Genomic DNA, 23,002 nt, shown 5'->3' with positions numbered 1-23,002 from the left:
GACTTCCCCGACTGGTCCGGCCGCTCCGGCGACCGACACGCTGCTGGGGACCGCGGCACCGACCGTCGCCGCGGGGGGCGGTGAGGAGCGCGATGCGGGAGAGCACGGAGGACCGGCTCGGGCGGCTGACGGCCGAGCAGCGCGCGGCACTCGTCTCACGGGTGCGCGCGCGCCGCGCCGCCGAGCGCCGGACCGACCGCATCCCGGCGGTGGGGCGCGACGAACCCCTCCCGCTGTCGTTCGCCCAGCAGCGGCTGTGGCTGCTGGAGCAGTGGGCCGACGGCACCCCCGCCTTCAACACCCCGCTCGCGCTGAGGCTGCGCGGTCCGCTGGGCGCGGGGTCGCTGCGGCGCGCCGTCCTCGGCGTGGTCGAGCGGCACGAGGTGCTGCGGACCCGCTACACCGCCGGCCCCGACGGTCCGCGCCAGGTCGTGGGCGCCACCACCGACGACGTGTTCACCTCGGTCGACCTGGGTGCGCTCGACCCCGGGCAGCGGGAGGCGCGCGCGCACGACGTCGTGCTGCGGGAGGCGCGCAGGTGCTTCGACCTCACCCGCGACCCGTCGCTGCGGGCCACCCTGGTCCGGCTGGCCGACGACGACCACCTCCTGCTCCTCAGCGCGCACCACATCGCCACCGACGCGTGGTCCACCGACGTCCTGACCAGGGAGGTCGTCGAGCTCTACACCGCCGACCGCGCCGGCCGGGACCCCGTGCTGCCGGAGCTGCCCGTCCAGTTCGCCGACCACGCGGTGTGGGAGCGCGGACCGGCGGAGGAGGAGCGCCGAGCCGCGTCCCTGGCGCACTGGCGCACCGCCCTGGCCGGCCTGGACGCCGCACGGCTCCCGACGGACCGGCCGCGTCCGCCGGGCGGTCCGGGCTGGGCGGGGGAGCGGGCGCACGGCCTGCTGCCCGCCGCCGCGCACCGCGCGCTGGCCGCCCTCGGCGGCACCGGGCGCGTGCTGCCGCTGGCCCTCGCCGGCCTCGCCGGGGTCCTGAGCCGCTACACCGGGCACGACGACGTCGCGGTCGGCACGACGTTCGCCGGTCGCACCCGTCCCGAGCACGGGCCGCTGATCGGCTACTTCGCGAGCACCGCCGTCCTGCGGGTGTCCACCGCGGGCGACCCGTCGTTCCGGGAGCTGCTGGCCAGGGCCGATGACAGCGTCTACGCGGCGCACGCCCACCAGGCCGCCCCGTTCGAGCAGGTCGTCGCCGAGCTGGGCGTCGACCGGGAGGCCGGCCGCAACCCGCTGTTCCAGGTGGCGCTGCTCCAGGTCGACCCGTGGCTGGGGCCGACCCCGATGGGGGACGTCGTGGCCGAGGCGGTCGCCGTGCACACCGGGACCTCCCGGTTCGACCTGACGCTGAACGTCGCCGAACGCGCGGCGGGTGGTGTCGAGCTGACCGCCGAGTACGCCACCGACCTGTTCGACCGCGACCGGGTGGAACGCCTGCTGGCCCACTTCGTGCGGCTGCTGGAGTCCGCCGCGACCCGACCCGACGCGCCGCTGTCCGCGCTCGACCTGCTCACCGACGCCGAGCGCGTACCGGACCCCGTCCCGCCGGGCCACCCCGTCCCGCTGGACCACGTCGTCCCGCCCCGGCGGGCGGAGGCGGTCGTCGGACCCGGCTCCGACGTCGTCCTCGGCGCGCTGGACGCGCTCCGCGCCTCGGGGTCGTACGTCCCGGGGTCGCACGTCCCGGGGGGCACGGACCTCGTGGTCGACCACCGCACGGTGCTCACCCTCTTCGACGGGCTCGACCTGCGCGACGACCCACCGGGCACCTGGCTCGCCGTCGGCGACCCCTCCGCCGTGGAGGCGCTGTGGGCGCTGTCGCGCGGGTTCACCGTCGTGCTCGCCGACGCGGACGCGGACCTGGCGGCGCTGGTCCGCGAGCACGGCGTGACCCACCTCCGGTGCGCGCCCGCGCCCGCCGCGCTCCTCGCCGACGACACCCTGTCCCGTCTGGACGTGCTGCTCGTCGGCGGCGGGCCGGTGCCCGCGGACCTCGCGCGACGGCTGCGCGACGCGGTTCCCGCGCTGCACGTCCTGCACGGCCTCCCGGGGACCACGGCGTGGGTCCTCGCCGACGGCGCACCGCTCGCCGGTCGGACCGCGCGGGTCCTGGACCGCCTCGGACGACCGCAGCCGGTCGGCGTCCCCGGCGAGCTGCACCTCGGCCTGGCCGGGCGGTTCCACCGCACCGGTGACGCGGCCCGCCGGCTCGCCGACGGCACGCTGGAGGTGCTCGACCGGCCCGAAGCCGCCGTCGAGGCCGCGCTGCGCGGCCACCCGGGCGTGCGCGCGGCGGTCGTCACCGGGACCGCCGCCCACCTGGTCGCCGCCGATCCCGGCGCCACGCCGCCCGCCGACACCGCGTTGCGCGCCCACCTGCGCCCCCTGCTGCCCGCACGCGTGGTGCCGACGCGGTTCGCCTGGCTCGGCACCCTCCCGCTGACGCCCGGCGGCGAGGTGGACCACGCCCGCCTGCCGGCGATCGCCCCGCCGGAGGAGCGCGCGACGCCGACCACGCCCGCCGAACACCTCCTGGTCGAGGTGTGGCAGGAGGTGCTGGGGCTCGACCGGGTCGACGTCCGGGCGAACTTCTTCGGCCTGGGCGGCACCTCGCTGTCCGTCGTGGCGGTGGTGGCCGGGGCGAACCGCCGGGGCCTGCCGATCACGGCCCGCAGGCTGTTCGAGCACCAGACGATCGCGGAACTGGCCGAGGCGGTCGCCACCGACCCGGTCGTCGCGCTGAGCCAGGACGGCTCGACCCCGCCGCTGCTGTGCCTGCACGCCCGCACCGGGCCCACCCGGCGGCTGCCCGCCGGCCGCCCCTGGTACGCCCTCGAACCACCCGACCACCTGCGCGACGCCCCCGCGATCACGCACCTGGCCGCCCACTACGCGGCGGTGATCCGCCGGCGCTGGCCGCAAGGACCGCACCACCTCGTGGACCGCTCGCCGGCCACCCTGGCCGAGGCCGTCGCGACCGAGCTGCGCGCGGCGGGCCGCGAGGTGGGCCTGATCGCCGCGCTGCACCCGGCGCCGCCCGGCGGCGCGACCGGCGTCCGACCGCCCTCCCCGGGCGGCGCGGTCCGCGTGCCCGGCGACCCGCTGCGATCACCGCACGTCGCCGCGCTGCTGTGCGAGCTGGCCGACCGCGCCGAAGCGGCCGGCGACCCGAGTTCCCGTTCCGATGTGGAGGTCCACCATGCGCGATGACGACGAGGACGGCACCCGCTACACCGTGGTCGTCAACCACGAGGAGCAGTACTCGATCTGGCCGACGTACCGCGAGGTCCCGTCGGGGTGGCGCGAGGTCGGCGTCACCGGCACCAGGGACGAGTGCCTGGACCACGTGGAGCAGGTGTGGACGGACATGCGGCCGCTCAGCCTGCGCCTCGCCATGGGTACGTGAGCGGCGACCGATGGCGGTGAGCCGCGAGCCCGGGGCCCCGGACCGCGTGATCCCGGACCGCGTGACCCGGGACCGCGCGGCCGAGGACTACGCGCTGCCGCACCCGGGCGCACTGGAGGCCGAGTCGGCGCACGTGTTCCGCGAGGTCGCCGCGACCTTCGAGCGGCCGGTGCTGCTGTTCTCCGGCGGCAAGGACTCGATGGTGATGCTGCACGTCGCGGTCAGGGCGTTCTGGCCCGCGCCGCCGCCGTTCCCCGTCCTGCACGTGGACACCGGGCACAACTTCGACGAGGTGGTCGAGTTCCGCGACCGCGTCGTGCGCGACACGGGTGTGCGGCTGCTCGTCGCCCGCGTGCAGGACGACCTGGACGCGGGCCGGGTGGTCGAGGAGCCCGGCGCGGGCCGCAACCGGCTCCAGACGGCGACCCTGCTGCGCGCGATCGCCGAGCACCGCTTCGACGCGGTGTTCGGCGGCGCGCGCCGTGACGAGGAGAAGGCCAGGGCCAAGGAGCGGGTGTTCAGCCTCCGCGACGAGCACGGCCAGTGGGACCCGCGCAACCAGCGCCCCGAGCTGTGGAACCTCTACAACGGACGGCACCGGCGCGGCGAGCACGTGCGCGTCTTCCCGCTGTCGAACTGGACGGAGCTGGACATCTGGTCCTACGTCCGGGACGAGCGGGTCGAGCTGCCGCCGATCTACTACGCCCACCGCCGCGAGGTGGTCGAGCGCGACGGGATGCTGTTCGCCCGCACGCCCCACCTGGTCCTCGCGCCGGGGGAGCGGACCCGACCGGCCACCGTCCGGTTCCGCACCGTCGGCGACGCCACCTGCACGGGGTGCGTCGAGTCGACGGCGGCGACGGACGACGAGGTGCTCGCCGAGGTGGCGGCCAGCCGCGTCACCGAGCGCGGCGCCACCCGCGCCGACGACCGCGTCTCCGAGGCGGGCATGGAGGACAGGAAGCGGGAGGGGTACTTCTAGTGGAGTCCGGTGCACAGCTGCTGCGGCTGGCCACGGCCGGGAGCGTGGACGACGGGAAGTCGACCCTGATCGGCCGGCTCCTGCACGACTCCAAGGCGATCCTCGCCGACCAGTTGGAGTCCCTGGAGCGGGTCAGCCGCGCCCGCGGCGGCGACCGGCTCGACCTGGCCCTGCTCACCGACGGCCTGCGCGCCGAGCGCGAGCAGGGCATCACCATCGACGTGGCGCACCGCTTCTTCGCCACGCCACGCCGCCGGTTCGTCATCGCCGACACGCCGGGGCACGTCCAGTACACCCGCAACATGGTCACCGGCGCGTCCACCGCCGACCTGGCGCTCGTCGTCGTGGACGCCCGCAGGGGACTGCTGGAGCAGTCGCGGCGGCACGCGTTCCTCTCCAGCCTCCTCGGCATCCCGCACCTCGTGGTGTGCGTCAACAAGATGGACCTCGTCGACTGGTCGGCCGAGCGGTTCGCCGAGGTCCGCGCCGAGTTCGAGCGGTTCGCCACCAGGCTGGAGATCGCCGACGTGGCGTTCGTGCCGATGTCGGCGCTGCACGGCGACAACGTCGTGCAGCGCGGCGCGCGGATGCCGTGGTACGAGGGCGCGCCGCTGCTGCACCACCTGGAGGAGGTGCACATCGCCTCCGACCGCAACCTCATCGACCCGCGCCTGCCCGTGCAGTACGTGGTGCGCCACGGCGACTTCCGCGGCTACGCGGGGACCGTGGCCGGCGGCGTGTTCCGCCCCGGGGACGACGTCGTCGTGCTGCCCTCGGGCGTGACCTCGACCGTGGCGGCGATCCACGGCCCCGGCGGGACCCCGCTGGCGGTCGCGTTCCCGCCGCAGGCGGTGACCGTGCGGCTGGCCGACGACCTGGACGTGCGCCGCGGCGACACGCTGTGCAAGCCCGGCAACCGGCCCCGGGTGGGGCGCGACGTCGAGGCGATGGTCTGCTGGCTCGGCGACCGGTCGAGCCTCGTCCCCGGCGCGCGGCTGGTGCTCCAGCACAGCACCCAGCTGACCAGGGCCACCGTGCACGGCCTGCGCTACCGGCTCGACGTGACCACGCTGCACCGCGACGAGGCGGCGGAGTCGCTGTCGCTCAACGAGATCGGCCGGGTCAGCCTGCACACCCACACCCCGCTGGTGCACGACACCTACCGGACCAACCGGGCCACCGGCAGCTTCATCCTGGTCGACGAGACGACCCACGAGACCGTCGCCGCCGGCATGGTGCTGGCCCCGGCCGAGGCCGCGCCGACCGTCGTGCGGCACCGCCCCGCGGTCGGGCGCGAGGACCGGGCGACCCGCGGCGCGACCGTGTGGCTGACGGGCCTGTCGGCGGCCGGCAAGTCCACCCTCGCCGTCGAGGTGGAGCGGCAGCTGGTGGCCGCCGGCCGGCCCGCGTACCTGCTCGACGGGGACAACGTCCGCCTGGGCCTCAACGCGGACCTGGGCTTCTCCGCCGAGGACCGGGCGGAGAACGTGCGCCGCGTCGGCGAGGTCGCCCGGCTGTTCGCCGACTCCGGCACGGTCGCGCTCGTCGCGCTGATCAGCCCCTACCGGGAGGACCGGGACCGGGTGCGCGCCGCGCACGAGGAGGCCGGCCTGCCGTTCCTGGAGGTCTTCGTGGACACGCCCGTCGAGGTGTGCGAGGCGCGCGACCCGAAGGGCCTCTACGAACGGGCGCGCCGGGGCGAGCTCCGGGGGTTCACCGGGGTCGACGCGCCCTATGAGCCGCCCCTGCGACCCGAGCTGGTCCTGCGGCCCGACGGCGGCGGGGTGGCCGCGTCGGCCGCCCGCGTCGTCGGGTTGCTCGCCTGACCACCGCCGAACCGACCGAAGGAGCCGCGCCGATGACGGCCGAGCTGTCCACCGACCCGCTGCCGATGCTGCGGGACCTGATCAGGATCGACACCACCAACCCGCCGGGACGGGAGGGCCTGGTCGTCGCCCACCTCCAGCGCCTGCTCGCGGACACCGGCGCGGACCTGAAGGTGCTGGGCCCCGATCGGGAGCGCGCCAACCTCGTCGCCCGCTTCCCCGGTCGCGGTGAGGCCCCGCCGCTGCTGCTGCACGCGCACTCCGACGTCGTCCCCGTGGACGGGCAGGTGTGGGACCACCCGCCGTTCGAGGCGCGCGTCGTGGACGGGCACGTGTGGGGTCGCGGCGCCATCGACATGAAGGGCGGCCTGGCGATGATGCTGGCCGCGCTGGCGCGGCTCGCGGCGGCGGGCGAACGACCCGCCGGCGACGTGGTCCTGGCCGTCGTCGCGGACGAGGAGGCGGGCAGCGCGGTCGGCGCGCGCTACCTCGTGGACCGCCACCCCGAGCTGTTCGCCGGCATCCGCTGCGCCATCGGCGAGGAGGGCGGCGCGGGTGTCGACCTGGCGGGCGTGCGGTTCCACCCGATCGTGGTGGCCGAGAAGCGGGCGGCCTGGCTGCGCGCGACCCTGCGCGGACCGGGCGGACACGGCTCGCGGCTGACCCCGCCCGACACCCCGATGGCCCGGCTCGGTCGCCTGCTGACCGCGTTGAGCGGCACCAGGCTGCCCCGGCACCAGACCCCGGCGGCGGACCGGATGCTCGCCGCGCTCGCCGCGGCCCTGCCCGAACCGCTGGCCGCCGACGTCGCCCACTACCGGGAGGACCGCGCCGGCGACCGCCCGCCGAGCGGGTTGCCGCAGGTCGAGGCGCTGCGGCTGGACTCGGTGCTGCGGCACACGGTCAACCCGACGATCGTGCGGACCACCGAGAAGATCAACGTGGTGCCGAGCGAGATCACCGTCGACCTGGACGGCCGGGTGCTGCCCGGCGAGTTCACCGTGGACGACTTCGTCGCGGAACTGCGCGAGCGGGTCGGCCCCGACGTGGAGTTCGACCTGCTGCTGGAGGGGTCGAGGGTCCGCCCGGAGCTGATCGCGGAACCGGAGTTCGGCGGCTTCTACGACACCATGTCGGACATCCTCGCCAAGGCCGACCCCGGCGGCACGCCGCTGCCGATGGTGTCGCCCGCGTCCACCGACGCCCGGCTGTTCGCCCAGCTCGGCATCCGCTGCTACGGCTGGCTGCCCCTGAAGCTGCCCGCCGGCGTGGACTACCGGGGTCTGCTGCACACGGCGAACGAGCGGGTGCCGGTGGACGCCCTGGAGCTGGGCGCCCACTGCCTGACCGAACTGCTGCGCACCTACCGCTAGCCGGACCCCGCGGTGGGCGCGGTTCAGGTCCTCGTGGAGCCCCGTCCCGCGAGCCGCCCGGTTGCCGGCGGTCCGTCAGCCCAGGTCGGGAAGCTCCTTCAGGGTGCGGATCGGCCGGCTCACCGCGGGGACGGCGGACAGCACGAGCACCACGGGCGTCGCGAACAGCACGGTCCGCGCGCCCAGCGAGTCGACCAGCACACCGGCGACGCCGGCCCCGATCGACAGCAGGCCGAAGCTGATCAGCCGGTAGCTGGCGTTCATCCGGGCGTGCAGGGCGCTGGGCGTGCACCGCTGCCGCACGGTCAGCGCGATCACGCTGCCCGCCGACGAGCCCGTCACGCCCAGGAAGTAGCCCAGCCCGCCGAGCAGCACGTCGGACGACCCGCCGTCGGTCAGCGGCAGCAGGAAGTAGGACGTCGTGGAGAACACCACGGCGACGGACAGCGCGGGACCGTGGCCGACGCGGCGGATCAGCCTCGGCACGCCCAGCGCGCCCAGCACACCGCCCACCCCGCCGGCGACCAGGACCGCGCCGTACTCGGCGTTGGCGTGGCCGAGGTCGCGCACGAAGTGGACCAGGAACGCCACGGTCGTCGTGGCGGCGGCGGCGTTGTAGATGCCGGCGTGCAGGACCAGGGCCCTGATCGGCGGGTTGTCGAGCACGGCGCGCAGCCCCTCGGCCAGCTCGCGGCGCAGCGACCGGCGCGGTGGGCGCGGCGGCCTCGGTTCGCGGTGGCGGATCAGCAGCAGCGCGTTGGCCGAGGCCAGGTAGGACAGGCCGTCGAAGACGAGGATGCCGACGGGGCCGAACACCCCGCTCAACCAGCCGGCCAGACCCGGACCCGCCGTGGCGCCGACGGCCAGGTTGACCGACACGGCGCTGTTGGCCGACGCCAGGTCGCGCCCGGCCGCCAGCTGGGGCAGGTAGCTCACCGCGGCGATGTCGTACAGCACGGTCAGCGCGCCGCCGGTCACCGCGATCGCGTACAGCAGCGGCAGCGTGAGCGCGTCGAACAGCGCCAGCAGCGGCACCGACATCACCAGCGCGAACCGGCCCAGGTCGGCGGCGATCATCACCGGCCGCTTGGTCCGGCGCTCCAGCCACACGCCCGCGAACAGCGGCAGCAGGAAGAACGGGCACAGGTACAGCGCTTGGAGCAGGCCCACCTGGGTGCCGGTGCCGTCCAGCGTCGTCACCACCAGCAGCGGCAGCGCGAACTCGGTGATCCGGGAGCCGAACTGCGACACCAGGTCGGCCACCCAGAACCGGCGGAAGTCCGGGTCCCGGCGCAGCGGGCGCGGCGCGGGCGCGTCCCGGAGGGTCTCGTCGACGGTCATCCCGCTCCCGGTGGTGGGTCCCCGGCCGCGCGGTCGGTCGTGGCACCGCGCCGCGCGCTGAACGCGGGAAGCGTCACACCGGTCGCGCCGCCGCCGGGAGTCGGGAGAATCCCCGGCTGTCCCGCCGCCACCGGCCCGCCGATGCTGCCGGGGTGGGCGACGTGCTGAAGACCGCGGACAGCGACACCGGCGGCGACACCGGCTCCGACGAGCGGGCCCCGGACGGGCCGGCCCCGGACGGGCGGGTCCGCCCCGGCGGCGACCGGCGTCGCCGGTGGTGGCGGCGGGTGCGCGTGGCGGCGTGGTCGTTCCTGGTCCTGGTCGTCGTGCTCGCCTCGGTCGCCGCGCTGGCGGTCACGTGGGTCGTGCGGCGCTCCTTCCCGGTCGTCGAGGGCACGCTCGCGGTGCCCGGCCTGCACGGACCGGTCGAGGTGCTCCGCGACGGGTTCGGGGTGCCGCGGATCTACGCCGACGACCCGCACGACCTGTTCCTGGCGCAGGGCTACACCCACGCCCAGGACCGGTTCTGGGAGATGGACGTCCGCCGCCACATCACCTCCGGCCGCCTCGCGGAGCTGTTCGGCGAGAGCCAGGTGGTCACCGACGCGACCGTGCGCACGATGGGCTGGCGGCGGGTCGCCGAGCAGGAGTTGGAGCTGCTGTCGCCCGACGCGCGCGCGCACCTCCGGTCCTACGCCGACGGCGTCAACGCCTACCTCGCCGAGCACAGCGGCTCCGAGGTGGGCGTCGAGTACGCGGTGCTCGGCCTGCTGGTGTCCGACTACGAGCCCGAACCGTGGACGCCCGCGGACTCGGTGGCCTGGCTCAAGGCCGTGGCCTGGGACCTCAACGGCACGGTGACCGACCAGGCCCGGCACGCCATGCTGGCCGCGAGCATGCCGCGCGAGACCGTGGACCGGCTGTTCCCCGGCTACGACTTCGACAGGTGGGAACCGACCGTGCAGCCCGGCGAGACCAGCCGCGATCCCGAGCCGATCGCCCCCGGCACCACCGTCCCGCAGTCGGCCGGGGCCGCGCGGCCGGACGCCGACGAGGTGCTGGGCGCGCTGCGCGGCGTGACCGAGACGGCCACGGCGCTGGACGACCTGCTCGGCCCGCGCGGCGAGGGCATCGGCTCCAACGCCTGGGTGGTCTCCGGGAAGCTGACCACCACCGGCAAGCCGATGCTCGCCAACGACCCGCACCTCGCACCCACGATGCCCGGACCGTGGTACCAGGTGGGCCTGCACTGCCGCACCACCGGACCGGACTGCCCGTTCGACGTGTCCGGGTTCAGCTTCGCCGGGATGCCGGGCGTCCTCATCGGTCGCAACGCCGCCATCTCCTGGGGCCTGACCAACCTGGGCCCGGCCGACACCGACCTGTACCTGGAGCGGGTGGTCGGCGACGGCTACGAGTACCGCGGCGAGGTCGTCCCGCTCCGGACCCGGCAGGAGGTGATCCGGGTCGCGGGCGGGGAACCCCGCACGATCACCGTGCGCTCCACGGCGCACGGACCGATCCTGTCCGACGTGGTCGACCGGGTCCGCGCCACCGGGCGGGACGGCCGGACACCGGGCGTCGAACCGGACGCCGACGGCTACGAGGTCGCCATCCGGTGGACCGCGCTGCAACCCGGCCGCACCATCGACGCGGTGTTCCGGCTGAACGCGGCCCACGACTGGCGCTCGTTCCGCGAGGCCGCGTCGCTGTTCACCGCCCCGGCGCAGAACATGCTCTACGCCGACGCCGAGGGCCACATCGGCTACCAGACGCCCGGCCTGATCCCGGTGCGCCCCAGCGGGGACGGCCGCTACCCCGTGCCCGGGTGGACGGGCGAGCACGAGTGGACCGGGTTCGTCCCGTTCGACGAACTGCCCAGCGCGCTGGACCCGGCGAGCGGGTACTTCGTCAACGCCAACAACGCGGTCACCGCCCCGTCCTACCCGTACCTCATCACGAAGGCGTGGGGCGACGGCAACCGCAGCCAGCGCATCACCGACCTGATCAAGCAGGGCGCGCCGCTCGACCGCGACGCGATGGAGCGCATCCAGGCCGACACCCGCAACGCCAACGCGGCCACCCTGACCCCGGCGCTGCTCGCCACCGACGTCGGACCCGGCACCGCGCCCGCCCGGGACCTGCTGCGGGGCTGGGACTTCACCCAGCCCGCCGACTCCGCGCCCGCGGCCTACTTCAACGCGGTGTGGCGCAACCTGCTGCGGCTGCTGTTCGTCGACGAGCTGACGAACGGCGCGCCCAAGGTGGACGTCGACGGCGGCGGCCAGTGGTTCGAGGTCGTCCGCGCCCTCCTGGAGCGCCCGGACGACCCGTTCTGGACCAACGAGACCGACCCGCGCGGCCTGCGCGGGCGCGACGCCGTGCTCCGGGCGGCGATGGACGACGCCGCGCGGGAGCTGACCGACCGGCTCGGCGACGACCCGCGCGGGTGGCGGTGGGGCGACCTGCACCAGCTCACCCTGAAGAACCAGACCCTGGGCTCCGCCGGGCCCGCGCCGCTGCGGCGGCTGCTCAACCGGGGACCGGTCGGCGTGCCGGGCGGACCGGCCGCGGTGAACGCGAACGGGTGGAACGCCAAGCGCGGCTACGAGGTCAACTGGGTGCCCTCGATGCGGATGGTGGTCGACTGGTCGGACCCGGACGCCTCCCGCTGGATCAACCTCACCGGGGCGTCCGGTCACGCGTTCGCCGAGCACTACGACGACCAGACGCCCCTGTGGCAGCGCGACGAGACGACCGCGTGGCCGTTCACCAGGGATGCCGTCGTCGAGGCGGCGCAGGACCGGCTCACGCTCACCCCGGCCGGTTAGCGCGCCGCGCCACCCGGCCGGCCGCGCCGTTCGCGCGGTGGAATGCTGTGCACCCTGCCGTTCGAACCGTGAGCACCGGAAGGACCCCGCATGACCAGCCGGTTGGAGTGGATCACCCTCGACGCCCGCGACCCGCGGACGCTCGCCGCGTTCTGGTGCGGCGTGCTCGGGTACGTCGTCTACGGGGAGCGCGGCGACGGCGACGCGGTGGAGATCGGCCCCGACCCGGAGCAGCCGGACGAGGAGCGCCTCGCCGAGCTGCGGGACCGGCCGACCGTGCCGAGCATGGTGTTCGTCCGCGTGCCGGAGGGGAAGCAGGCGGCCAAGAACCGGTTGCACTTCGAGATCACGCCCGTGGACAGCGACCAGGACGCGGAACTCGCCCGGCTCACCGACCTCGGTGCGACCAAGGTGGACGTCGGGCAGGGCGAGGGCCGGTCGTGGGTCGTGCTGGCCGACCCGGAGGGCAACGAGTTCTGCCTGGCCCGCAGCCTCGCGCCGGGGGTCTTCTCGCTCTGACGGCGGTGTTGTCGGTGGTGTCACCGACTTGTCGCCCCACCCGCGCTCCCGCGAACCTGGTCGGGTGACTGACTGGTTGCGGCGCCTCTCCCCACCCGGTCCGGCCCGGGCGCGGGTGCTGTGCCTGCCGCCCGGCGGCGGGTCGGCCCAGCTGTACCAGCGCTGGCCCGCCCTCCTGGGCGCGGACCTCGACGTGGTCGCGGTGGAGCTGCCGGGGCGCGGCGAGCGCAGCCTGGAGGCGCCCCTGACCCGCATGACCGACGTGGTCGCCGGCGTGGTCGGGGCGCTCGACGCGCTCGACGACCTCCCGCTGGTCGTGTTCGGCCACAGCATGGGCGCGGTCGTCGGCTGGGAGCTGTGCCGGGAGCTGCGGGCGACCGGACGTGCCGTGCCCGCCGGGCTGGTGGTCGCGGGGGCCGCCGCGCCCGGCGCGCCGGACGCGGCCCGGCCGCGCGGCCCGGTCACCGACGCCGAGCTGGTCGGGCTGATCACGTCGTCGGACGGGCTCCCGCCGGGCACGTCGCTCGACCCGCTGCTCCTGGGCTACCTCCTGCCGGTGCTGCGCGCGGACCTCGCCGTGGTGAACGACTTCCGCCCGGACCCGCGACCCCCTCTGCCGTGCGCCCTGCGCGTGTACCTCGGCGCGGACGACGTGACGGTCCCCGCCGAGGAGGCGGAACCGTGGGCGGCGGAGGTCGAGGGCCCCGTCGTCGTCCGCACGTTCCCGGGCGGGCACTTCTTCCCGAGGGACGAGGAGGCCGCCGTGCTCGCGCGGCTGCGCCTGGACGTCCTCGACTGCACCGGCCTGGCGACGGGCACGCCGACGGCCGGTGACCGGGCCTGACGTGCCGGGCGTTCCGAGAGATCACGACGTCGATGAGGATGGAGGGTGGGACCGGTGACCGAGGACCTTCGCACATCGGAGCTCGTCGCCCGACCGGACGGCACCGGGTTCCCCGCGGCCGAGGTGGCCGCCGCCGTGGCGGGCGACGGGTTCGCGCGGCTGGGCGCGGAGCACTTCCCGGTCGACCCCGAGGGCGGTGACTTCGCCCGCTTCCGCGAGACCTGGGAGGACCTGGAGCTGGACGGGGCGCTCGTGGACGGCGGCTGCTACCGGTACCGGCGCTACGGCAGGCTGCGCGCGGTGCGCACCGCCGACGGGATCTCCCTCTCCGCGCTGCCGCACGCGGCGTTCCGGCAGGACGGCATCCCCATGTGGCGCGGCGACGAGCGGATGTTCGCCCCGATCCGGCCCGCCGCGCTGGCGGACGCGTGCCTGCACGCCCTGGTCACCGCCGACCTGGCGGCCGCCGACCTGGTGCGCACGAGTCCGGAGTGGACGGTCGGGCTGCACCTGATCCGGATCATCGCCCTGGACGGCGAGACCGGCCTGCCGACCCCCGAGGGCAGGCACCGCGACGGGCACGCGTTCGTGGGCATGCACCTGCTGCGCCGGGAGAACAGCGCGGGCGGCGTGTCCACCGTCTACCGCGACGGCCGGCCCGACGTCCGCTTCACGCTGGAGTCGCCGCTGGACTCGGTGCTCGTCGACGACACGGCCGTGTGGCACGAGGTGTCGCCGATCGCGGTGCGCGACCGCGCGGGCGGCCGGGCCGTGCGGGACATGCTCCTCGTCGACATCAACCCGTCGTGACGCCGACGACGGACCCGGCGGTCGAGGCGCACCGCACCGACCTCCCGCCGGCCGACGGCCTCGTGCGGATCGAACCAGGCCGGTACGACTGGGTGAACCTGGTGCTGGCGGGCGACCCGGCCGCGCTGCGCGACCTCGACGCCACCGCGTGGCTGCACTACCGGGGCGGCGTGGACCCGGAGTTCCTGCGCGTGCCGCCGGGCGCTCCCGGCGCCGCTCGGATCGGCGTGCCGCGCCGCGACGACCTGGTGGCCGTGCGGCTGCCGGACCTGCCCGGCGTGCGCGTGGTCGAGGTGACGGCGACGCGGTCCGCCCCCGGTGCGACCCACCCGCTCCCGCTGTCGGAGCACTTCGACAACACCGGCCTGACCACCGTCGACGCCCTCGACGCCGGCGGCTTCAACCTCTGGGGCAACACGTTCCCGGCGCACGACCTGCCCGCGCCGGGCGGCACGTCGACCACCGGCGGGGTGCCCTTCGCGTTCCCCGCGCGGGCCCCGGACGGCCGGGACAACCTGCGCTGCCGCGGCCAGCGGATCGCGGTGCCGCCCGGACGGTGGGACTGGGTGCACGTCCTGGGCGCGGCCGAGCGCCGCACCGAGGACCCCCTGTCGGTGCACCACGCCGACGGGTCGGTGCGCCCGCAGTGGCTGCGCGTGTCGGACTTCTGGCCGGAGACCGCGCCGCGGTTCGGTGAACTCCTCGCGCACCGGTGCCGCACCATGCACTACCCGCGGCACGTCCAGCGGAACACCGCCCCCGCGCTGTGGGCGCAGCGGGTCCCGCTGACCGGGCCGGACGGCGTCGTCGCGCTGGAACTGCCGGACAACCCGGCGCTGCACGTGTTCGCCATGACGCTCCAGGCGGGGGAGGGACAGCCGGGATGAAGGTGGAACTGCCGGGCATCGGGCACTGGCGGCACGACCTGGGGCACTGCCTGCACGCCACGGCCGGCGTGCTGCTGCGCTTCCACGGCGCCGACCCGCTGGACGTGCTGGGCGCGGGCTGGGGCTTCGGGTACCGGGCTGGGGACGTGCGCCGCGAGGAGTACTACTTCCCGTGCGCGCGGGGTTCGCTGTTCGCGAGCATCGCGCCGCACCACGCGGTCACGTCGCGCTGGCACGAGCCGGTCGACGCCGAGGCGGGGTGGCGGGAGGTCCGGGACGCCGTCGCGTCCGGCCGGCCGGTGGCGGTGGCCGCGGACAACTACCACCTGCCGTTCCGGCCCGCCTACGGCGACGTGCACACCAACCACCTGCTGGTGGTGCACGGCTTCGACGACGAACGCGGCGTCGCGCTCGTCGCGGACTCCGTGCCGCCGCGCTTCCTGGGCGAGATCACCATCGCCGACCTGACCGCGGCGCGCGACTCGGCCAACCCGGTGCGCCACGACCGGGACCTGTTCTTCACCGACCGGCCCATCGGCAACCGGTGGCTGGAGGTGTCCGTGGACGGCCCGCTGGACCCGCCGGACCGCGACCGCCTGCGCGAGGTGCTCGCCGCCAACCTGGCCGGGTTCGCCGGTGAGGGGGACGGCGGCCCGGACTACCTCGGCCTGCCCGGCACGCGCCGCTTCCTGGCCGACGCCGCGACCCGCCTGCGCGAGCACGACCCGGCCGCGGTCGACGAGGTGTTCGTGGTGGCCGGGGTCGTGCTCGCCGTCACCGGCCTGCACGGCGACCACCTGGCCGCGACCGGGCGCCGCCTCGGTGACACCGCCCTGGTGGAGTTGGCGCGGGAGGTCGACCGCGTGGCGCACCACTGGTCGGCGGTCCGGATCGCGGTGGCCGCCGGCCGCGCCGACCCGTCGGGGGCCGCCCGCACCCTGGACGCGCGCGCGACGGCGCTGCTGGCCGACCACGAGCGCGCGCTGACAGGGCTGGAGGGCTTCCTCGGACGCGGATGAGCCCCGGGCGCGGATGAGCCCCGGACGCCGCGGGGCCGCGCCGGTCAGGTCCGGGTGGACCAGGTCATCGGCGAGGTGCGCAGGCCCGCCCGCACGGCCGCGTGCACGGCGCGCGCCAACCGCGAGCCCTGCACCGAACGCGGACCGCCGTACTCCTCCGCCGGTCCCGTCGCCGGGCACAGCAGGACCGTGGCGTCGGTCGGTGTCCCGGTGCCCGGCACACCGCCCTCCACCAGGGCCTGCGCCTTGGCCTCCGCGGCCGTGGCCACGGCGTTGACCAGCGCCGCCGGCGTCAACCGCACGGGGAACCACCCCACCACGTTGATCGTGCCCGGCCGCCACGCCAGCGCTTCGCCGCCCGCCGCCCAGGTGGGGTGGGCGCCGATGCCGGTCGTCGCGGTGACGGTCACGCCCCGGTCGGTCGTGGTGACCTCCTGGCGGACGTCCACCGCGGTCAGCACACCGGTGCCGGTCCCCGCCAGGCCGCACGCGGCGGCGAGGTCGACCACGTCGGCGGCCGGGTCGTCGCGGTCGTAGTCGTGCGGCACCGTGGCGTTGAGCACCCACTCGCGTTCGCCGATGCCTCCGCCGTGCACCGCGGAGGAGATGGCCAGCCACGGTCGCCCGGTGCGCCACACCAGCACGGACCGACCGTTCACCCGGCGGTGTTCCGGTTCCACGGGTGCCCTCCCACCGGTGGTGCGCCCGGCCGGGCGTGGGCAGCGGCGCGGCGGTCCCGGCCGCGACCGCCGGGTCGGCACTGTACGCGGCGGGGACCCGGGCCCGGACGCCGACCGCCGCGCGGGGGCGGCGGGACCGGGTCCCCGCCGCCCCCGCGCGGTCAGGTCGTGATCGAGAAGCTGTTGGACCGGAAGTCCATGCCGCCGGACGACGAGGTGATCTCGAAGCCGAACTGCACGTCGCCCACCGTCACGTCGCCCCACCAGCCGCGCGCGCCGATCCAGCGCAGCACCGCGAGCACGTCGACCGTGCCGGCGTTGGTGTTGCCGGTGCGCACGAACGAGAACACCTGGTTCGACCCGTTGGACCCGCGGTGCACGTCCCAGGTGTGGCCGCCCACCGACACGGTGGTCTCCCGCCCTCCGATGGGGCCGACCGGGCCCTGCTTGTTCACCCAGATCATCACCTCGTACGCGTGGTTGTCGGCCCAGATGTCGTACGCCGTCGCGTACGCGCCGCTGCCGGGCCTGGCCACGTCGAACGAGCTGCTCAACCTGCTCAGCGCGCTCAGCTTCCGGTTCACCATCCTCGCCGAGTGCGGGTACGACTTCACGCCGCCGGTGTTCGGGTGGTTCGCCCACACGCCCCAGTTCGAGTACGAGTTCGCCCAGACCGTCTGCGGCCCGACCCCGCTTCCCCAGACGTTGTTGCGGACGGTGTACCCGCCGTTCGACCAGGTGCCCCACTTGTCGGTCGAGGACCACGTCGCGGCCTGCGCGGGCACCGCGCTCCCGACCAGCAGACCGGCGAGCACGACCGCCGCGGCGGCCCATCGCGTTCTCGTCACTGTCGGCACTCCTCCCGGGCGTCGTCGCCCACGTCGGCGCGCTTCGTCGAACCACGTCGCGGAGCGCGCCGGGAACGGTGTCCGGCGGCGGAACGGATCGGACTTTCGCAGTCCACCCGGGACCGGTCAACCGGGCGGTCCTCCTTCGACGGGCTTCGACGAACGGCTTCGAAGGAATTCACCCGGCTGCGCGGCGTCCCGGGGGCGCGTGCCGCTACACCGGCCGGCCCCCTACCCGCTCGGGCATCCCGATCCCGACGAGGCCGTCCAGCGCGCGCGGCAGCGGACCGCGGTGCAGGACGCCCAGGCGCTGGGTGGCGCGGGTGAGGGCGACGTACAGCTCGGCCGCGCCGCGCGGGCCGTCGGCGAGGATGCGCTCCGGTTCCACGACCAGCACGGCGTCGTACTCCAGGCCCTTCGTCTCCGACGCCGCCACCGCGCCCGGCACGTCCGGCGGCCCGATCACGACGCTGGTGCCCTCGCGGCCCGCCTCGTCGCGGACGAACTCCTCGACGGCGGCGGGCAGCTCGTCCCCGGTGATCAGCCTGGACCACGGCCGGACGCCGCACGCGCGGACCGACTCCGGCGGGCGGACCCCCGGCGCGAACCCGGCCAGCACCGCGGCGGCGACGTCCATGATCTCCGCCGGGGTGCGGTAGTTCACCGTCAGCGACCGGTAGACCCAGCGGCCGGGCACGTACCGGTCCAGCATCCCGCCCCACGACGTCGCGCCGGCCGACGACCGGCGCTGGGCGAGGTCGCCGACCACCGTGAAGGAACGGCCCGGGCAGCGCCGCATCAGCACCCGCCAGTCCATCTCGGACAGCTCCTGGGCCTCGTCGACCACGACGTGCCGGTAGGTCCAGTCCCGGTCCGCGGCGGCGCGCTCGACCAGTTCCCGGGTGTCGTGCTCGACGAAGCGGTCCGCCAGCTCCTCGGCGTCGAGCAGGTCCGTGGCGAACAGGTGGTCCTCGTCGTCCATCATGTCCCGTCGGCCGACGAAGCTGTCCAGCACCGCGGCGGCGTGCTCGGTCTCGGCCGCCCGCGCCCGCTCGGCGGCCCGGTCCACCGACCCGTCGCTGCCGAGCAGGTCGACCAGCTCGTCGAGCAGCGGCACGTCCGACACCGTCCACGCCTCGCCGACGGCGCGCAGCAGCACCGGGTCACCGCCCGCCGCCCGCAGCCGCTCGGGGGAGGAGTAGAGCGGCGCCAGCAGCGCTTCCGGCGTCAGGACGGGCCACAGCTCGTCCAGCACGGCGGTGAACGCCTCGTCCTCCGCCAGCTCCTTGACCAGCTCGGCCCGCAGGCGCTCCCACGACGCGCGGTCCTCCCGCGTCAACCAGCCCTTGCCGATCCGGGGGATCGCCCGTTCGGTGAGCACGTACGTGATGATCTCGGTGAACACGGCGCGGGCCTCGTTGTGCGGCAGCCCGCTCGCGCGCGCCTCCTCCCTGGCCCACTCGGCGGTGGGGGCGTCGATCCGGGCCGTGCCGCCGCCCAGTTCGATCGTCAGCGGCTCCTCCGGCAGCCGCTGCCGGTCCTGGATCGCCGCCGCGAGCACGTCCAGCACCGCGAGCGAGCCCTTGAGCCGCGCGGCCTCCGGACCGTCCTCGGCGGTGACCAGCAGGCCGGGCACGAGGCCGCCGGTCGTGGTGAACACGACGTCGGACTCGCCCAGCGACGGCAGGACGCGGCCGATGTGGTTCAGGAACGCCGGGTTCGGCCCGACCACGAGCACGCCGTGCCGCTCCATCCGCTCCCGCTGGGTGTAGAGCAGGTACGCGACGCGGTGCAGCGCCACCACGGTCTTCCCGGTGCCCGGACCGCCCTCGATCACCAGCACGCCGGGGTGGTCGAGCCGGATGATCTCGTCCTGCTCGGCCTGGATCGTCGCGACGATGTCGCGCATGCCCTCGCCGCGCGGCGCGTTGACCGCCGCGAGCAGGGCGGCGTCGCCGCGCGCTTCGCCGTCGGGGCGGCCGAGCACCTCGTCGGTGAAATCGAGCACACGCCGCCCCCGGGTGTGGAACTGGCGGCGACGGCGCATGTTCTCCGGGTTCGCGGCGGTGGCGACGTAGAACGCGCGCGACGCCGGTGCGCGCCAGTCGAGCAGCACCGGTTCGTACTCGTCGTGCTCGTCGAAGAGGCCGATCCGGCCGATGTAGGAATGTTCACCGGAAAGGGCGTCCAGCCGGCCGAAGCACAGCCCGTTGTCCGCCACGTCCAGCCGCTTCGCCTCCTTGGCCAGGGCCCGCACCTCGGCGTCCCGCTCGACGGCCGTCCCGCCGTTGCCCAGCAGCGCCGCGTCGTACTCGCCCTTCACCCGCGCGCGCTCCGCGTCGAGCCGCGCGTAGAGACCGGCCACGTAACCGCGCTCGGACCGCAATTCTTCGTCGTACCCCTGAGTTGACACATGCCCCTCGCAGCGGCTAACCTGATATCAGATTCGGCGTATTCTCCATCTCACGGTGGAGAGCACGCCGATTTTTCATTCTCCGCCCCTTGTCAAGTCCCCGGTGCGACGTGCGCGACCAGGGGCTCCGCGGAGGCGGTCGGTTCTGTGCCCGGCGATTCTGCGGCACCACCCCGGCCTTGCCGCAAGTGCGGGGGCGCGCTATAAATTGAAGTGGGAAGAAGTGGTCGACTTCTTTCCGGTGATCACGCGCCGGTGACGAGTCCCGCCTCGTGCGCGAGCAGGCCCGCCTGGGTGCGGTTGCGGCAGTCGATCTTCACCAACATCCGCGAGACGTAGCTCTTCACGGTCGCCTCCGACAGGTGCAGCTCGCGGGCGATCTCCGCGTTGGACAGCCCGCGCCCCAGGCAGGCCAGCACGTCCCGGTCGCGGTCGGACAGCCCGCGCAGCCGAGCCCTGGCCTCGTCGCGCCCGCGCCCCGCCGCGGTGGCCGCGACCAGCCGGGCGGCGGCGGCCGGGGAGAGCACCGTGTGCCCGGCCGCGGCGACGCGCACCAGCCCCACCAGGTCCTCCGGCGGCGTGGACTTCAGCAGGAAGCCCGCCGCACCGGCGCGCAGGGCGCGCAGCACGTAGCTGTCCGCGTCGAAGGTGGTCAGCGCGACGACGACCGGCGGCGCGGGCAGCGCGCCGATCCGCTCGATCGCCACCAGGCCGTCGACGCCGGGCATCCGCAGGTCCATCAGCACCACGTCGGGACGGTGCCGGACGACCGCCTCCACGGCCTCCGCGCCGTCCCGGGCGTCGCCGACCACCTCCAGGTCCTCGGCGGCGCCGAGGATCACCCGCAGGTGCGCGCACACCATCGGTTCGTCGTCGACCACGACCACCCTGATCACGCCACCACCCCGATCGTCCCCGCCATCCCCGGTCACCCGGCGTCCTCCCTCGTCGGCACGTACGCGGGCAGCGTCGCGTCGACCCGGAAACCGCCGTCCGGCATCGGCCCCGCGCGCAGCGCCCCACCGACCAGCTCCACCCGCTGCCCCAACCCGAGCAGCCCGGCGCCGGAACCGCTCGACGCCAGCGCGTCGTCGGCCGCCCGCCGCGCCGGGCCGTTCGTGACGCGCACGGTGACGCCGTCGGCCCGGTAGTCCACCACCACGGCCACCTCGCCGCCCGGCGCGTGCTTGCGCGCGTTGGTCAGCGACTCCTGCACCACCCGGTACGCCGTCCGCCGGACCGTCGGCGAGACCCGCTCGGGCACGCCCCCCACCGCGTACGACACGCGTTCGCCGACCGCGCGGGCCTCGTCGACCAGCGTCCGGGGGTCGGGCGCGGTCGGTTCCGCCGGGGCGCCGGCCGTCACCTGCCCGCCGGTGCGCAGCACCCCGACCAGGTCGCGCAGCTCGGTCAGCGCGAGGGCGCACGCCTGCCGGATGTCCTCGGCGGCGGCGCGCACGGCGGGCTCGGCCGACCCGACGCCGAGCGCCCCGGCGTGCAGCACGACCAGGCTCAGCCGGTGGGTCACCACGTCGTGCATCTCCTCGGCGAGCCGACGCCGTTCCTCCGCCCGGGCCCGCTCGGCGAGCAGCACCTGCTCGCGCTCGGCCCGCTCGGCGCGCTCGCGCAGCGAGTCGACCAGCTGCCCGCGCGCCCGCAGGTACAGCACGGCCAGCGCGGGCAGCAGGGTGTTGACCAGGCCGAGGGGTGTGGTGTCCCAGGCCGGGTCCCAGAACCGGGTGCCGACCGCGGCGAGCAGGCCGACCAGGACGGCCGCGCGCCGGCCGTCGACCAGCCGGACCAGGTTCGTGACGATCGCCGGCGTGGCCACCGGCAGCGCCAGGTGCGTCGCGGGCGGCACGGGGACGAGCAGGCCGGGCGCGAACTGCCCGGAGAGGAGCAGGAGCACCGCGACGACCAGCGCCCAGGACGCCACCCGCACCGGGAACCGGGCGAGGAACAGCAGCGACACGTCCACCGACAGCCGCACCGCCAGCCCGGCGTGCGGGCCCGGGCCGTGGACGAGCAGGTCCAGGGCGCCGAAGAGGACTGCGGCGGCGACCAGCCAGAGCCCGTCCCGCCGGGTCGGCCACAGCGCGGGGACTCGTTCTCGGCGCACCCGGCCCACGGTAACGGCGCGCGCCGCGCCGGCCGCCCGGAGTGCAACTTTCGTGGATTCGACAGTCCACCTCCGCCGCTGACGCCGGGGAGGCCGGCCGAGGTGCACTCGGTGCCATGACGAACAGCAGCTACTCCAGGCGGACCGCGTTGCGCGCCGCCGCCGCGGGCGCCGCGGCAAGCGGGCTCACCCTGGCCGGGGGCGGTGCGGCGGCCAGGGCGGGCGGCAGGCGCGGCACGACGACGTTCGTGGTGGTCACCGGCGCGAGCGGCACCCCCGGCGGCATCGACGCGCTGTCGTTGCGCGGGCACCGCACCGTCGGCGTCCCCCTGCCCGGCCACCGCGCCACCGACGCGCAGTTCGCCGTCGACTACCAGTGCCCGCAGGACGCCGCCTCGCTGGCCACCCGGCCGTCGCCGATGGCGGGCGTCGGGCTGGACGCGTACACCGCCGCGGCGGTCGACGTGGTGCGCACCGTCGCCGGGTTCGGCCCGGTGGTGCTCTACGGCGGCAGCATGGGCGGCGCGACGCTGAACCGGGTGGGCAACGCCGTGCCGCACCTGGTCGACCGCATGGTCTACGACACGGCCTTCTGCTGCGTCGACCTCTCGTGCCCGGAGGAGTACCTGGCCACCCCCGAGGGGTCGACGAGCCTCGGGGGCGACCTCGCCGACCTGATCGTCGCGGACCCGGCGGTGGTCGGCGCGGTGCGGATCAACTACCGCACCGCCGACCGGGCCGCGCTGGCCAAGCTGAAGGAGGTGATGATGGCGGGCGCCGACGACGCCGAGTTCCACGGGTTGCTCGCCTGCCTCCAGCCCGACGAGTCGCCGACGGTGGGCCGCGAGGACTGCCGGGTCCGGGCGGACACCTGGGGGCGCGTCCCGCGCACCTACATCCGGCACACCGCCGACCGGATGATCCCCCTGGCGCTCCAGGACCGGATGATCGCCGAGGCGGACCGGCTCACCCCGCGCAACCGGTTCGACGTGCACACCGTGGACGCGCCGCACGCCGCGAACGCCGCGCAGTTCGGCCGGATCGTCGACATCCTGGACGCGCTGCCGGAGTGCCGGCGCTGACC

18 protein-coding genes are annotated in these 23,002 nt (G+C 75.5%); 12 read left to right on the top strand and 6 right to left on the bottom strand.

Translation table 11 applies throughout. The annotated features are described in order from the left end of the window. Nucleotides 1-92 precede the first annotated feature (92 nt). The 5 genes from J2S66_RS11745 to J2S66_RS11725 all read left to right on the top strand — a co-directional run bounded on the left by J2S66_RS11745 (nt 93) and on the right by J2S66_RS11725 (nt 7,607). Nucleotides 93-3,230, top strand: coding sequence for a condensation domain-containing protein (locus J2S66_RS11745; protein WP_310306974.1), 3,138 nt, complete (start codon nt 93-95; stop codon nt 3,228-3,230). Next, nucleotides 3,220-3,426 carry an MbtH family protein gene (locus J2S66_RS11740; RefSeq protein WP_310306972.1) on the top strand — a complete coding sequence of 69 codons (207 nt, stop codon included), beginning with the start codon at nt 3,220-3,222 and terminating at the stop codon, nt 3,424-3,426. Before J2S66_RS11745 ends, J2S66_RS11740 begins: the two co-directional genes overlap by 11 nt. Before the next feature lie 61 nt (nt 3,427-3,487). Next, nucleotides 3,488-4,408, top strand: coding sequence for a sulfate adenylyltransferase subunit CysD (cysD, locus tag J2S66_RS11735; protein ID WP_310306971.1), 921 nt, complete (start codon nt 3,488-3,490; stop codon nt 4,406-4,408). Further along, on the top strand, nt 4,408-6,234 hold the full coding sequence (gene cysC / locus J2S66_RS11730) for an adenylyl-sulfate kinase (protein WP_310306970.1): 1,827 nt from the start codon (nt 4,408-4,410) through the stop codon (nt 6,232-6,234). Before cysD ends, cysC begins: the two co-directional genes overlap by 1 nt. 32 nt (nt 6,235-6,266) lie before the next feature. Continuing rightward, nucleotides 6,267-7,607, top strand: coding sequence for a M20/M25/M40 family metallo-hydrolase (locus J2S66_RS11725; RefSeq protein ID WP_310306969.1), 1,341 nt, complete (start codon nt 6,267-6,269; stop codon nt 7,605-7,607). 75 nt (nt 7,608-7,682) lie between these two features. On the opposite strand, the gene J2S66_RS11720 is transcribed toward J2S66_RS11725, so the two are convergent. Continuing rightward, nucleotides 7,683-8,948, bottom strand: a complete 1,266-nt coding sequence (locus J2S66_RS11720; RefSeq protein WP_310306968.1) for an MFS transporter — start codon at nt 8,946-8,948, stop codon at nt 7,683-7,685. Nucleotides 8,949-9,100: 152 nt separating this feature from the next. On the opposite strand from J2S66_RS11720, the gene J2S66_RS11715 reads away from it, so the two are divergent. The 6 genes from J2S66_RS11715 to J2S66_RS11690 all read left to right on the top strand — a co-directional run bounded on the left by J2S66_RS11715 (nt 9,101) and on the right by J2S66_RS11690 (nt 15,858). Beyond that, nucleotides 9,101-11,779 carry a penicillin acylase family protein gene (locus J2S66_RS11715; protein ID WP_310306967.1) on the top strand — a complete coding sequence of 893 codons (2,679 nt, stop codon included), beginning with the start codon at nt 9,101-9,103 and terminating at the stop codon, nt 11,777-11,779. A gap of 90 nt (nt 11,780-11,869) precedes the next feature. Continuing rightward, nucleotides 11,870-12,298 (top strand): VOC family protein, encoded by a 429-nt coding sequence (locus J2S66_RS11710; protein WP_310306966.1) that lies wholly within the window; start codon nt 11,870-11,872, stop codon nt 12,296-12,298. Between the two features lie 64 nt (nt 12,299-12,362). Further along, nucleotides 12,363-13,142 (top strand): thioesterase II family protein, encoded by a 780-nt coding sequence (locus tag J2S66_RS11705; RefSeq protein ID WP_310306964.1) that lies wholly within the window; start codon nt 12,363-12,365, stop codon nt 13,140-13,142. 54 nt (nt 13,143-13,196) lie between these two features. Next, nucleotides 13,197-13,952 (top strand): 2OG-Fe dioxygenase family protein, encoded by a 756-nt coding sequence (locus tag J2S66_RS11700; RefSeq protein WP_310306963.1) that lies wholly within the window; start codon nt 13,197-13,199, stop codon nt 13,950-13,952. Further along, nucleotides 13,949-14,839: a beta-sandwich domain-containing protein gene (locus tag J2S66_RS11695; RefSeq protein ID WP_310306961.1), complete on the top strand. Its 891-nt coding sequence runs from the start codon at nt 13,949-13,951 to the stop codon at nt 14,837-14,839. The genes J2S66_RS11700 and J2S66_RS11695 overlap by 4 nt, the downstream gene beginning before the upstream one ends. Further along, nucleotides 14,836-15,858 (top strand): BtrH N-terminal domain-containing protein, encoded by a 1,023-nt coding sequence (locus tag J2S66_RS11690; RefSeq protein ID WP_310306960.1) that lies wholly within the window; start codon nt 14,836-14,838, stop codon nt 15,856-15,858. The genes J2S66_RS11695 and J2S66_RS11690 overlap by 4 nt, the downstream gene beginning before the upstream one ends. A gap of 44 nt (nt 15,859-15,902) precedes the next feature. Here the strand turns inward: J2S66_RS11690 and J2S66_RS11685 are convergent, their stop codons facing one another. From J2S66_RS11685 to J2S66_RS11665, 5 genes are all read right to left on the bottom strand, one after another. After that, on the bottom strand, nt 15,903-16,538 hold the full coding sequence (locus J2S66_RS11685) for an adenosylcobinamide amidohydrolase (protein ID WP_310306959.1): 636 nt from the start codon (nt 16,536-16,538) through the stop codon (nt 15,903-15,905). A gap of 161 nt (nt 16,539-16,699) precedes the next feature. Further along, entirely contained in the window at nt 16,700-17,386 is a 687-nt protein-coding gene (locus tag J2S66_RS11680) for a GH12 family glycosyl hydrolase domain-containing protein (RefSeq protein ID WP_310306958.1), read from the bottom strand. Between the two features lie 214 nt (nt 17,387-17,600). Further along, a complete protein-coding gene (helR, locus tag J2S66_RS11675; RefSeq protein WP_310306957.1) occupies nt 17,601-19,799 on the bottom strand; it encodes an RNA polymerase recycling motor ATPase HelR in 2,199 nt (732 codons plus the stop codon). A gap of 245 nt (nt 19,800-20,044) precedes the next feature. After that, nucleotides 20,045-20,695, bottom strand: coding sequence for a response regulator (locus J2S66_RS11670; protein ID WP_310306956.1), 651 nt, complete (start codon nt 20,693-20,695; stop codon nt 20,045-20,047). A gap of 32 nt (nt 20,696-20,727) precedes the next feature. Then, a complete protein-coding gene (locus tag J2S66_RS11665; RefSeq protein WP_310306955.1) occupies nt 20,728-21,918 on the bottom strand; it encodes a sensor histidine kinase in 1,191 nt (396 codons plus the stop codon). A gap of 116 nt (nt 21,919-22,034) precedes the next feature. Between J2S66_RS11665 and J2S66_RS11660 the strand changes: the two genes are divergently transcribed. Beyond that, nucleotides 22,035-23,000 carry an alpha/beta fold hydrolase gene (locus J2S66_RS11660; protein ID WP_310306954.1) on the top strand — a complete coding sequence of 322 codons (966 nt, stop codon included), beginning with the start codon at nt 22,035-22,037 and terminating at the stop codon, nt 22,998-23,000. The last annotated feature ends 2 nt before the right edge of the window (nt 23,001-23,002 follow it).

The sequence above is a fragment of the Saccharothrix longispora genome (assembly GCF_031455225.1).
Lineage (GTDB): Bacteria > Actinomycetota > Actinomycetes > Mycobacteriales > Pseudonocardiaceae > Actinosynnema > Actinosynnema longispora.
This window is presented reverse-complemented; position numbering and strand designations above follow the sequence as displayed.